12 protein-coding genes are annotated in these 11681 nt (G+C 63.9%); 9 read left to right on the top strand and 3 right to left on the bottom strand.

Annotation, left to right across the window (positions count from 1 at the left end; genetic code table 11):
- Positions 1–29: 29 nt before the first annotated feature.
- A complete protein-coding gene (locus VMR39_RS22580; RefSeq protein ID WP_325419323.1) occupies positions 30–1622 on the top strand; it encodes an isocitrate lyase in 1593 nt (530 codons plus the stop codon).
- 247 nt (positions 1623–1869) lie between these two features.
- On the opposite strand, the gene VMR39_RS22585 is transcribed toward VMR39_RS22580, so the two are convergent.
- Positions 1870–3678 (bottom strand): DUF885 domain-containing protein, encoded by a 1809-nt coding sequence (locus tag VMR39_RS22585; protein ID WP_325419325.1) that lies wholly within the window; start codon positions 3676–3678, stop codon positions 1870–1872.
- Positions 3679–3951: 273 nt separating this feature from the next.
- Here VMR39_RS22585 and VMR39_RS22590 point away from each other — a divergent pair, with 273 nt between their 5' ends.
- The 8 genes from VMR39_RS22590 (at position 3952) to VMR39_RS22625 (ending at position 10494) form a co-directional block, all read left to right on the top strand.
- Positions 3952–4638: a glutathione S-transferase family protein gene (locus VMR39_RS22590; RefSeq protein ID WP_325419327.1), complete on the top strand. Its 687-nt coding sequence runs from the start codon at positions 3952–3954 to the stop codon at positions 4636–4638.
- A gap of 102 nt (positions 4639–4740) precedes the next feature.
- Positions 4741–6192, top strand: coding sequence for a 3-isopropylmalate dehydratase large subunit (gene leuC / locus VMR39_RS22595; RefSeq protein ID WP_325419329.1), 1452 nt, complete (start codon positions 4741–4743; stop codon positions 6190–6192).
- Between the two features lie 109 nt (positions 6193–6301).
- On the top strand, positions 6302–6922 hold the full coding sequence (gene leuD, locus VMR39_RS22600; protein ID WP_325419331.1) for a 3-isopropylmalate dehydratase small subunit: 621 nt from the start codon (positions 6302–6304) through the stop codon (positions 6920–6922).
- Positions 6923–6978: 56 nt separating this feature from the next.
- Positions 6979–7302: a DUF1476 domain-containing protein gene (locus VMR39_RS22605; protein ID WP_066857357.1), complete on the top strand. Its 324-nt coding sequence runs from the start codon at positions 6979–6981 to the stop codon at positions 7300–7302.
- Positions 7303–7313: 11 nt separating this feature from the next.
- Positions 7314–7547: a BolA family transcriptional regulator gene (locus tag VMR39_RS22610; protein ID WP_325419333.1), complete on the top strand. Its 234-nt coding sequence runs from the start codon at positions 7314–7316 to the stop codon at positions 7545–7547.
- A gap of 60 nt (positions 7548–7607) precedes the next feature.
- Positions 7608–7940: a Grx4 family monothiol glutaredoxin gene (gene grxD, locus VMR39_RS22615; protein WP_179043264.1), complete on the top strand. Its 333-nt coding sequence runs from the start codon at positions 7608–7610 to the stop codon at positions 7938–7940.
- Between the two features lie 608 nt (positions 7941–8548).
- Positions 8549–8917: a BlaI/MecI/CopY family transcriptional regulator gene (locus tag VMR39_RS22620; RefSeq protein WP_325419336.1), complete on the top strand. Its 369-nt coding sequence runs from the start codon at positions 8549–8551 to the stop codon at positions 8915–8917.
- Positions 8914–10494 (top strand): M56 family metallopeptidase, encoded by a 1581-nt coding sequence (locus VMR39_RS22625; RefSeq protein ID WP_325419338.1) that lies wholly within the window; start codon positions 8914–8916, stop codon positions 10492–10494. Before VMR39_RS22620 ends, VMR39_RS22625 begins: the two co-directional genes overlap by 4 nt.
- A 3-nt stretch (positions 10495–10497) precedes the next feature.
- Here the strand turns inward: VMR39_RS22625 and rsmA are convergent, their stop codons facing one another.
- Entirely contained in the window at positions 10498–11337 is an 840-nt protein-coding gene (gene rsmA / locus VMR39_RS22630; protein ID WP_325419340.1) for a 16S rRNA (adenine(1518)-N(6)/adenine(1519)-N(6))-dimethyltransferase RsmA, read from the bottom strand.
- Positions 11330–11681: 4-hydroxythreonine-4-phosphate dehydrogenase PdxA (locus tag VMR39_RS22635; RefSeq protein WP_325419342.1), on the bottom strand; the 352-nt coding region annotated here is incomplete at its 5' end. The genes rsmA and VMR39_RS22635, both read right to left, overlap by 8 nt.

The following is an 11681-nucleotide window of genomic DNA, read 5'->3' on the forward strand; positions in this document are numbered from 1 at the left end:
TCCATTCCCGCTCACCCAAGGATGGACATATGACCTATCAAAGTGAAATCGCGAAGGCCGGCGACCTGATCGGCGGCCAGTCCCATTGGGACGGCATTGCGCCTGAATCCGTCGCCCGGATGCGGGTGCAGAACCGTTTCCACACCGGTCTCGACATCGCGCGCTACACCGCGAAGATCATGCGCGCCGACATGGCCGCCTATGATGTCGATCCGGCCAATTACACCCAGTCGCTCGGCTGCTGGCACGGTTTCATCGGCCAGCAGAAGATGATCAGCATCAAAAAGCATTTCGGTACGACCAAGGGCCGTTACCTCTATCTGTCCGGCTGGATGGTCGCGGCGCTCCGCAGCGAATTCGGTCCGCTGCCCGACCAGTCGATGCACGAAAAAACCAGCGTTCCCGCGCTGATCGAAGAACTCTACACCTTCCTGCGTCAGGCCGACGCCCGCGAACTGGGCATGATCTTCCGCGATCTCGACAAGGCGCGCGAGGAAGGCGACGAGGTCAAGGCGGCGAAGCTCCAGCAGCAGGTCGACAATTACGAAACGCACATCGTTCCGATCGTTGCCGACATCGACGCCGGTTTCGGCAATGCCGAGGCGACCTATCTGCTCGCCAGGAAGTTCATCGAGGCCGGCGCCTGCTGCATCCAGATCGAAAATCAGGTCTCGGACGAAAAGCAGTGCGGCCATCAGGACGGCAAGGTCACGGTCCCGCATGAAGACTTCCTCGCGAAGATCCGCGCGGTGCGCTACGCCTTCCTGGAACTTGGCGTCGATGACGGCGTGATCGTCGCGCGCACCGACTCGCTGGGAGCGGGCCTGACCAAGCAGATCGCCTTCACCCGCGAGGCGGGCGATATCGGCGACCTCTATAATGGTTTCCTCGACTGCGAGTCCGTAGATCCGGCTACGATCGGTCATGGCGATGTTCTCATCAGCCGCGACGGGCAACTGATGAAGCCCAAGCGCCTGCCGTCGAACCTCTATCAGTTCCGCGCAGGCACCGGCGAGGATCGCTGCGTCCTCGACTGCATTACAGCGCTCCAGAATGGCGCCGACCTGCTGTGGATCGAAACCGAAAAGCCGCATATCGGCCAGATCGGTGGCATGGTCAGTCGTATCCGGGAGGTGATCCCCAACGCCAAGCTGGTCTACAATAATTCGCCCAGCTTCAACTGGACGCTGAACTTCCGTCAGCAGGTGTTCGACGCCTGGGAGAAGGAAGGCCGCGACCTTGGCGCCTATGACCGGGCGAAGCTGATGAGTGCGGACTATGACGACACCGCTCTCGGCATCGAGGCGGACGAGCGGATCCGCACCTTCCAGCGGGACGCGGCGCGCGAGGCGGGCATCTTCCACCACCTCATCACGTTGCCGACCTATCATACGGCCGCGCTCAGCACCGACAATCTCGCGCGCGAATATTTCGGCGAGGCCGGGATGCTGGGCTACGTCAAGGGCGTACAGCGGCAGGAAATCCGTCAGGGCATCGCCTGCGTGAAGCACCAGAACATGGCCGGCTCCGATATCGGCGACGACCATAAGGAATATTTCGCCGGCGAAGCTGCGCTGAAGGCGGGCGGCTCGCACAATACGATGAACCAGTTCGCGGCCTGAACCCTGGGTCCGTCATCTTCTTCCGGGGAATGGCATCAAGGCTTTGCGGCGTGCAGGCCGCAAACGCTCCATCTCCCCGGCGGGAACCCGATGCTGGCCGGGAAGATGGTTGCTTCACCTGATTCGCGGCCGGGGCCGTGAAAACAGCCAGCTCGCGGGGACATCGACACTCCCCTTGCGACTTGGGTGGAAGGAACTGGACGGCCCGGCGGCGCACGCCGGGCCGTTCTTTTTGTCCGCGATGGGATCAGGCGATCCCCGCCCGCTGCCGCACCGTCTGCTTCAGGATATCGAGCGGCATCGCGCCCAGCGTCAGCACCTCATGGAACTGCTTGAGGTCGAACGCCGCGCCCTGCTTCTTCTTCACTTCCTCGCGCAGGTCGTTCCACACCGTATGGCCGATCTTGTAGCTGCACGCCTGACCCGGCCAGACGGTGTAGCGGTCGATCTCGCCCTGGCTGCGGCCACGCGCGATGCCTGTGGTGGCGATGAGGTAATCCGTGGCCTTCTCGCGGCTCCAGCGCTTGGCGTGCATGCCGCTGTCGACCACCAGTCGGGTGGCGCGGAAAAGCAGCGACTGGAGATAGCCGACCTGCCCCAGCGGATCGCCTTCATACATGCCCATCTCGTCGGCCAGCTGCTCCGAATAGAGCGCCCAGCCTTCCGAATAGCCGCTGTAGAAGCCGCGCCGGCGGATCATCGGAATGCTGTCGGATTCAAGCGCCACCGTCACCTGAAGATGGTGCCCCGGCACCGCCTCATGATGGGTCAGCGTCGCAAGGCCGAACTTGGGCCGGTCGAACGTGTCGCGCAGGTTGATGAAATAGATGGCCGGCCGCGACCCGTCGAGCGAGGCATTCTGATAATAGCCGCCCGGCGCGCCCGCCTGGATCGTCACCGGCACACGGCGGACCTCGACCGGTGCCTTGGGCACGGTGTTGAACGCTTCGCCCAACCGCTTCTGCATCGAGACGATCTGGCTATTGAGCTGCGCCAGCAGCGCCTCGCGGCCCGGATCGGTGTTCGGATACAACTGGTCGGGCCGCTTGTTGAGCGCCACCAAGCGATCGCCGACCGTGCCCTGGCTCATCCCTTCGCCCTTCAGGATCGCGTCGATCCGGCCGGAGATATTGCCCACCTGATCGAGGCCCAGCTGATGGATTTCCTCCCCCGACAGCTTCGTGGTGGTTGCCGCTTCGGCCGCAGCGGCGTAGAAGGCCTCGCCATCGGGCAGGCGCCAGCAGCCTGCATCATGCACGGCCTTCGCCCGCAACTGCTGCACCAGCGCGCGCTGGCGGTCGACGGCAGGGAAAATCTTCTCCGCGACGATCTTCTCCGCCTGCGCGGCGCGTTCGGGCGGCAGGCCGGCCGCGGCCAGCTTCTTGGCGAAGGACGCGACCAGCACGGTCTGTGCCGCCGGTTGATCGCGCAGCGCCGCCTGCATCTTCATCGTCGTGTCCAGAATATAGTCCGGCGCGAACACGCCTTTGGCCGCGTCCGCCTTCTGCCGGTTGAGCTCGCCGTCCATCGCGGCCGGGAAGGCTTCCAGGCGCGCCAGATAGGCGTCGGCGTCCGTTGCGTCCTTCACCCGGTGCTGCGAATCTAGAAAGTCGGGCACTTCGCGATAGCTGCCGGTCAGCTGGCTGAGGATATAGGGCGCATAGCGGCCCGCTGTCTCGCCATAGCCGAACCGCTCGCCACCAACGGCGCGATCCAGCTGATAGGCGACGACATCATAGTCGAGCTGGCTCGCCGCGCTCAGCGTCGCGCGATCGACGCTCGCCAGCTGCTTCACCTGCGCCTTGGTCCGCGCCAGATCGCGCGCCGCACCGGTCGCGCTGGTGTCGGACAGCTTGCCGCGCAGCGCTGCGCGCGCACCGGTGTCGAGGCCAAGCCGTGTCGCGCTTTCCGGCGAATCCTCCAGCCGTTCGTAGAAGAAGCCGTCCAGCATGGCGCGCAGCCGCGCATCGGCGGCGCCCGTCCGGGCAAAGGCGCTGGGCGTGGCGGCGGCGATGGCGGTTGCGCCGCTGGTGGCAAGAAACTGGCGTCGGTTCACGGGAAGGGGACTCCATGGATGGGGAAGGGCGGCAGAGGGCGCCGCCCGCGATGCGCTCTTTTGACGTGCGTTCAACAGCTTGGCTAGGGCCGTCACGACACCCGTTCGGTTCGAGCTTGTCGAGAACGTTGCGCGAGAGTTCTCGACAGGCTCGAACCGAACGGAGAGATATGTCTTCCATAAGTCCAACTTGTCAGCTGCATGGATCGTTGCCGCTGTTGCGCCGTTACCCGATCGGCTATTTCGCGCGCACCTTGCACAGGAAGGGAACGCATGTCCTACACGCTCATCACCGCCAACCGTAATTACAGCAGTTGGTCGCTGCGCCCGTGGCTGCTGATGAAGGCGCTGCACATCCCGTTCGAGGACCGGATCGAACCCTTCGTCTCGGCCACCAACTATGCCGCCTTCCGCAGCTTTTCGCCAACGGGGCAGGTGCCGGCGCTGATCGACGGTGAGCGTATCGTCTGGGATTCGCTCGGCATTACCCTCTATTTAGCCGACCGTCATCCCGGCGTCTGGCCCGCGGACGAAGCCGCGCGCGCCTTCGCCCAATGTGCAGCCACTGAAATGCACAGCGGCTTCACCACCTTGCGCAACGACTGTACGATGAATGTCGGTGTCCGGGTCGAGCCGCACATGCATTCGCCTTCGCTCAACAAGGATATCGCGCGGCTACGCGAATTGTGGGAGCAGGGTCTGGATTATTTCGGCGGCCCTTTCCTTGCTGGCAAGGTCTTCACCGCGATCGACGCTTTCTATGCGCCCGTCGCCTTTCGCGTCCGCACCTATGGCCTCGACGTCGGGCCGATCGCGCAGGCCTGGGTCGACCATATGCTGGCGCACCCCGCCATGCTGCAATGGGAAAAGGAAGCGCTGGCAGAAACCTGGCGCGAAGAAAGCCATGAGGCGGAGATCGGTGCAGCCGGACGCATCATCGAAGACTATCGGGCGTCATAGTCGGATAGTGTAACATTCTTGCCTGGCCGATAGGAAAAACTGCCGATTTCGGTCGTTCACCCCCTTTCCCCATGGCCCTGACGGGTCTAGGGGGAAGGGACTATGGTTAAGCCTCGCACCCTCTATGAGAAGATCTGGGACGCACATGTCGTCGAACGGCGTCCCGATGGCACCTGCCTCATCTATATCGATCGTCATCTCGTCCATGAAGTGACGAGTCCGCAAGCGTTCGATGGGCTTCGCCTCGCCGGGCGCAAGGTGCGCCGGCCTGACCTCACCCTTGCGGTGCCCGATCATAACCTGCCGACCACCCCGCGCCGCGACGCACAGGGCAACCGTATTCCCATTGCCGATCCCGAAAGCGCGCAGCAGCTCGCCGCGCTGGAACGCAACGCGCCGGAATTCGGCGTCCGCCTGATCGGCGACGCTGATGCGGAACAGGGCATCGTTCATGTCGTCGGTCCGGAACAGGGCTTTACCCTGCCGGGCGCGACGTTGGTCTGCGGCGACAGCCATACCAGTTCGCATGGTGCGCTGGGCGCGCTGGCCTTCGGCATCGGCACGTCGGAGGTCGAGCATGTGCTGGCCACCCAGACGTTGCTGCTCAAGCAGTCGAAGACCATGGCGGTCGTCGTCGACGGCGAACTGGCGCCCGGCGTCACGCCCAAGGATGTGGCGCTGGCGATCTGCGGCACGATCGGCACGGCGGGCGGCACCGGCTATGTCATGGAATATCGCGGCTCCGTCTTCCGCGACATGTCGATCGAGGGTCGCCTGACCGTCGCCAATATGTCGATCGAGGCGGGCGCGCGATCGGGCCTGTTCGCGCCTGACGAAAAGACCTTCGTCTATCTGCGCGACCGTCCGATGGCGCCCAGGGGCGCGGATTTCGACGCGGCCGTCGCCTGGTGGAAGACGCTCGCCACCGACGAGGGCGCGGTCTTCGACAAGACCGTGGTCATCGACGCCGCCGACATCGTGCCCAATGTCACCTGGGGCACCAGCCCGGAAGATGTCGTGCCCGTGACCGGTATGGTTCCCGATCCGCAGAGCTTCGCCGACCCGTCCAAGCAGGCCGCCGCCCAGAAGTCGCTCGACTATATGGGGCTCGTCGCCGGCCAGCGGATGGAGGATGTCGCGATCGAACATGTCTTCATCGGCAGTTGCACCAACAGCCGGATCGAGGATCTGCGCGCTGCCGCGTCGTTGCTCAAGGGCCGCCATATCGCGTCTGGCATCAAGCATGCGATGGTCGTTCCCGGCTCCGGCTTGGTCAAGCGTCAGGCGGAGGAAGAGGGGCTGGACCGGATCTTCCTCGACGCCGGTTTCGAATGGCGTGAGCCGGGCTGCTCGGCCTGCCTCGGCATGAACCCGGACAAGGTGCCCGCCGGCGAGCGCTGCGCATCGACCAGCAACCGCAATTTCATGGGCCGTCAGGGACCGGGATCGCGCACCCATCTGGTGTCGCCCGAAATGGCGGCGGCGGCGGCCATCACCGGCCGCCTGACCGACGTTCGCGCGATGTTGAACGATAAAGAGGGGATGGTCGCATGAAGAAGATTTTCTGGCTGCTGACGCTGGGTGCGCTGGCAAGTGCGGCGATGGCCGCGACGCTGGGCCGCGCCGAAGATACGCCGGCTGCCGAGACGAAGAAGGTTCATTGATGGAAAAGCTGAACGTCGTCGACGGTCGGGCTTATCCGTTCGGCATGAAGAATGTCGACACGGACATCGTCATCCCCGCCCATTGGCTCAAGACCATCTCGCGCTCCGGCCTTGGCAAGGGCGCGTTCGAGGTGCTGCGCAAGGAACCGGGCAACGTCTTCGACGATCCCGACTATGCCGGCAGCCCGATCCTGATCGCGGGCGACAATTTCGGCTGTGGTTCCAGCCGCGAACATGCTGCCTGGGCGCTGGGAGATCTTGGCATCAAGGTGGTGATCGCGCCGAGCTTCTCCGATATTTTCTCCGGCAACGCCTTCAAGAACGGCATCCTGACCGTGGTCCTGCCACAGGAAGCGGTCGACCGGCTGCTGGAAGTTGCCCAGGGAATCAACGGGACGCCCGACCCGATCCATGTCGACCTGGAATCACAGACCGTCACCACCCGGTTTCAGGATCGCTTCAGCTTCGAAATCGATCCCTTCCGCAAGCATTGCCTGCTGGGCGGTCTGGACGAGATCGGCCTGACGCTGGATCAGGGCGACGCGATCGACGGCTATGAAGCGAAGGTGGCACAGCAGCGTCCTTGGATTATACCCTCGCCCGTTCGCGCCGTTGCGTAACTTCACGCTTCTGCCTATCTCTCGGTCTTATACAGCTTTTAACGGGGCCTAGACTCATGACCACCTTCGACGATCGCGAAAAGGCGTTCGAAAATATGTTCGCCCACGATCAGGAAATGCAGTTCCGCATCCAGGCGCGCCGCAACCGGCTGTTGGGTGAATGGGCCGCGGCGAAGATGGGCCTGACCCCGGAAGAAACCGACGCCTATGCGAAGGCCGTCGTGCAGGCCGATTTCGAGGAAGCGGGCGACGAGGATGTCATCCGCAAGCTGGTGGGCGACATGACCTCGGCCGGCATCGATATCGACGAAGCCGGCGTGCGCGCGGCGCTGGACGAACAGGCGGTGATCGCTCGCCGCATGTTCATCGAAGCCCAGTAAGGTCATCAACGATGCCGATGGCAGCCGACGATATTGCAGCCATGATCAAGGCGGCGATTCCCGATGCGCAGGTCGAGATTACCGACCTCGCCGGGGATGGCGATCATTATGCCGCGCGTGTCGTGTCGGAAAGTTTCCGGGGCATGACCCGCGTGGCCCAGCAGCGGGCGGTCTATGCCGCGCTGGGCGGGCGCATGGGCGGCGTGCTCCACGCCTTGCAACTCACCACCGCCGTTCCCAACTAACGGCCATCTAGACATTCGTGCGCGCCGACGGCGCCGCCAGAAAGAATTGGACAAACAGCAATGACCGACGCCGTGCAGCAGCGGATCGCCGAGATCGTCAACGGCAATGATGTCGTGCTCTTCATGAAGGGCACCCCGCTTTTCCCCCAGTGCGGTTTCTCCAGTCGCGCCATCGCGATCCTGGAACATCTGGGCGTTGCCTATGACACGGTCGACGTGTTGCAGGATCAGGCCGTGCGTCAGGGCATCAAGGCCTTTTCCGACTGGCCGACCATTCCCCAGCTCTATGTGAAGGGTGAATTTGTCGGCGGCAGCGACATCATGATGGAGATGTACGAAGCCGGCGAACTCCAGCAGCTGATGACCGATCAGGGCGTCGCAGCTGCCAACTAAGCGGCGCTGACTAGGCGATGTGAGGAGGGCGGTCCGGGTTCGGGCCGCCTTTTTTCATGTCCTCGGCTGGTGGTGTGCGGACATTACTCCAATCCGTCTCCCGAACTTGATTCGATATCCATGGGCCTCTGCCTCTGACGAATGTTCAGGCATCAGGAAATAAGAACCGAATCAAGCCGGCACGACAGCGATGGCCGGGGCGTATTGACGGCTATCGTGTCAAACTCGGCTGCTATCCAATGAAATAGAATGATCGGGAAATGGTCGCGTTGGGCAGCCGATCCGGCGGGCTGGCCGCATCAGATCATCGGGGATGAAGAACCACCGGGTGGGGGATGCTAGCGGAGACCTGCCTGCATCCCCCGGTAGTTGAACGGTGGGAATATCCTGAATTACGCAATCGCCGTGCCATTACGGAGAGGGGCAGGGTTTTCGCCCGTACCGAAGGTTAATGCGCAAATCGATCCCGAGCACTTTGTCAAAATTCCCGACAAATCTCGCTTTGCCACACAAATGCGTGCTTCCCCGCCCGCGACAATCTATTGACTACATCCGTAATCGATGCGACTACAGATGTGGTTTTAAAGATCGAGTCGGGTGCCATACAAGTGAGCGAGAAGATCAGCGAAGCGGAACTGGTGGTGATGGAAGCGCTGTGGGAACTTGCCCCCCAGACCGCCAACGATGTTGCCGATCGTGTTGCCGCCGATCGCGACTGGAGCCTCCAAACCGTCAAGACGCTTCTGTCGCGGCTGATGGCCAAGGATGTCATTGCCGCCGACCAGGATGGCCGCCGTTTCCTCTACCGTCCGCTGGTGGCGCGCGAAGATTATGTCGCTGGCGAATCCGGGCGGTTGGTGAACCGGCTGTTCGGCGGGCGCGTGTCGCCGCTGGTTGCCCAGTTGGCCAGCCAGGATCAGTTGACGGCGGACGATATCGCCGAGCTTGAGGAAATCCTGAAAGGGTTGAAATCATGAGCGTCTGGATCGTCGAAACGCTGATCGCCACCACTCTGCTCATGGCGCTGGTCATGATGTTGCGTCGGCCGGTCGCGCGCTGGCTGGGGGCAGGGGCTGCCTATATGCTCTGGGCCTTGCCGCTCGTACGGATGCTGATGCCCGCGCTGCCTGACGATGTCGCCGATCCCTCGCCGTTGCATGTCGCGGTAAATCAGACGGGATTGCCGGCGATCCTCACCGCCGCACCCGCGGGTGCCATGGCCAACACGGCGCCGGCCCTTCCCTGGCTGGAAATCGCCATCGCGGTATGGATCGTCGGGTTGGTCGCCTTTCTGGCGGTTCAGGCGGTCGGCTATGTCCGCTTCCGCCGCCACATATTGGCGGGATCGACGGAGATCGATCGGGAAGGCCGCATCCGCATCGTGACCAGTCCGCATGCGTCCGGCCCGCTCGCCTTCGGCATATTCCACCCCTTCATCGTTCTGCCGGTGGATTTCGCGCTACGCTACGATCCGCAGGAACAGGATATGGCGATCGCCCATGAGCGGGCGCATCATGAACGCGGCGACCTCACCGCCAATATGATCGCGCTGCTGTTGCTGGCGATCCATTGGTGCAATCCGGTCGCCTGGATCGCCTATCGTGCCTATCGCGCGGATCAGGAAACCGCCTGCGACGCGCGTGTCCTTTCGCTCTACGGCAGCGACCAGGCCCATGCCTATGGCCGCGCCATCCTGAAGGCCGCCGGCGGCCGACAATTTGCCGGCGCCTGCCATCTCACCCGTCTCGCCACGCTCAAAGGGAGGCTGAAAATGTTGTCGACTCATGAAACATCGTTGCGGCGCATCAGCTGGGGCATGGCGGCCGTCGCACTCGTCACCGCCACCGGCCTCGCGCTCACCGCGTCGGGCAGCCGTGCCGCGCAGCAGATGGCGGCGATCACCGAGAAGGTCGAAAGCGCCGATCTCGCCCGCCTGACCGATCTGGTCGCCCAGCCGGCCCAGGCCAGCATTCCGGCTGTCGCTGCCGCGCCCGCTGTTCCGGCCGTGCCAGCGCTTCCCGCCGAGCCGACCGAACCTGCCGAAGCACAGGCGCGGCACCGTAGCGATCCGCAGCCCCATGCCGCGCCTCTGCCGCCGGTTCCCCCGGTGCCGCCTGCCGCCGACATGGTCGCACCTATCCCGCCGGTGCCTCCCGTGCCGCCGGTGACGGTGCGCAGTGAGAAGGGGCGCGTCACCGTCACCCACGCCGATGGCCGTGTCGAAACCCATCGCATCCCCACCGAAGCGGAGATCGCCCGCATGGTGCCGGTGGTCGACGTGCGCGAAGGCTGCGATAGCAATCAGTCGAGCGCGACCAGCCACCGCAAATGGACCGGTTCCGACGGTCGCCGTCATATCCGCGTCCGCATCTGCGAGCGCGCGATCGAGGCGCAAGCCCGTCAGGCGGAACGCATGGGCAAGGTCGCCGCCCGTCAGGGCCTTGTCGCGGCGCGCAGGCAGATTGCCGAAAGCCGGATGGCAGAAAAGGCGCGGTCGGAAGCGCTGCGCGACATAGACGACGAAATCGCCGATCTCGATCGGGAGAAGAACTGAGCCTTACGGGTTGCTCAATCGACGGGCGACGGCGACAAATTCCTCGACACTGACGGTTTCCGCGCGGCGCTGCGGGTCGATCCCTTCGGCATCCAGCGCCGCGAGCGCACCGGGCAGCCCCTTGAGGCTCTGCCGCATCATCTTGCGTCGCTGGCCGAAGGCGGCGGCTGTCAGTCGCTCCAGATGCTTGAGCTGAACGCCTTCGGGTGAGGGTTTGGGCATCAGGTGGACCACCGCCGACATGACCTTGGGCGGCGGGGTGAAGGCGCTGCGATGCACCTTCATCGCGATCCTTGCCTCGCTGCGCCACTGCGACAGTACGGCGAGCCGCCCATAATGATCGGTGCCGGGTTTCGCGACGATCCGCTCCGCTACCTCCATCTGGAACATCAACGTCAGGCTCTGCCACCAGGGGAGGGGCGACCAGTCGGCTGACAGCCAGCCGACCAGCAGCGGCGTGCCGACATTATAGGGCAGGTTCGCGATGATATGCGCGCCTTCGCCCACTTCTGTCCGGGCATCGACCTGCATCGCGTCGCCTGAAATAACGCGCAATTGATCGGGGAAGGCCTCCTGCAACTCGGCCAGCGCGGGCAGGCAGCGCTGATCGCGCTCCACGGCGACCAGCTGCGCCCCTGCGCGCAGGATCGCGCGTGTAAGGCCGCCCGGACCAGGACCGACCTCGAAGGCGCGCGCCTCCTTCAGGGAACCGGGAATGCCGGCGATCCGGTCGAGCAACTGTTCGTCGAACAGAAAATTCTGCCCCAGCGCCTTGCTGGCATTGAGACCATGCCGCGCGATCACATCACGCAGCGGCGGCAGCGTCGGACGGGACTCAGCCATGAGCGATACGGGCGCGAGCGGCTTCGGCCGCCATCTTGAGCGCGGCCATCATCGCGCCGGGATTGGCGCTGTCGGTGCCCGCAATGCCGAAGGCGGTGCCATGATCGGGCGACGTGCGCACGATCGGCAGGCCGAGCGTGATATTGACGCCATCGTCGAAATTCAGCGTCTTGATCGGGATCAGCGCCTGATCATGATACATGCAGAGCGCCGCGTCATAGCTTTCGCGCGCACGCGCGTGAAACATTCCGTCGGCGGCGAGCGGACCGACGATATCCAGCCCCTCCTCGCGCAGCGATTCGATCGCGGGGCGGATCACCTCAATCTCCTCGCGGCCCAGCGCG

The organism is Sphingobium sp., from assembly GCF_035511395.1.
In the GTDB taxonomy this organism is placed as follows: domain Bacteria; phylum Pseudomonadota; class Alphaproteobacteria; order Sphingomonadales; family Sphingomonadaceae; genus Sphingobium.

Bases quoted from the DNA above. Each gene is read 5' to 3' on its own strand.
- rsmA (WP_325419340.1), bottom strand. From the start codon at position 11,337: ATGGCTGAGTCCCGTCCGACGCTGCCGCCGCTGCGTGATGTGATCGCG.
- VMR39_RS22580 (WP_325419323.1), top strand. From the start codon at position 30: ATGACCTATCAAAGTGAAATCGCGAAGGCCGGCGACCTGATCGGCGGC.
- grxD (WP_179043264.1), top strand. From the start codon at position 7,608: ATGACCGACGCCGTGCAGCAGCGGATCGCCGAGATCGTCAACGGCAAT.
- VMR39_RS22610 (WP_325419333.1), top strand. From the start codon at position 7,314: ATGCCGATGGCAGCCGACGATATTGCAGCCATGATCAAGGCGGCGATT.
- VMR39_RS22590 (WP_325419327.1), top strand. From the start codon at position 3,952: ATGTCCTACACGCTCATCACCGCCAACCGTAATTACAGCAGTTGGTCG.
- leuC (WP_325419329.1), top strand. From the start codon at position 4,741: ATGGTTAAGCCTCGCACCCTCTATGAGAAGATCTGGGACGCACATGTC.
- leuD (WP_325419331.1), top strand. From the start codon at position 6,302: ATGGAAAAGCTGAACGTCGTCGACGGTCGGGCTTATCCGTTCGGCATG.
- VMR39_RS22605 (WP_066857357.1), top strand. From the start codon at position 6,979: ATGACCACCTTCGACGATCGCGAAAAGGCGTTCGAAAATATGTTCGCC.
- VMR39_RS22625 (WP_325419338.1), top strand. From the start codon at position 8,914: ATGAGCGTCTGGATCGTCGAAACGCTGATCGCCACCACTCTGCTCATG.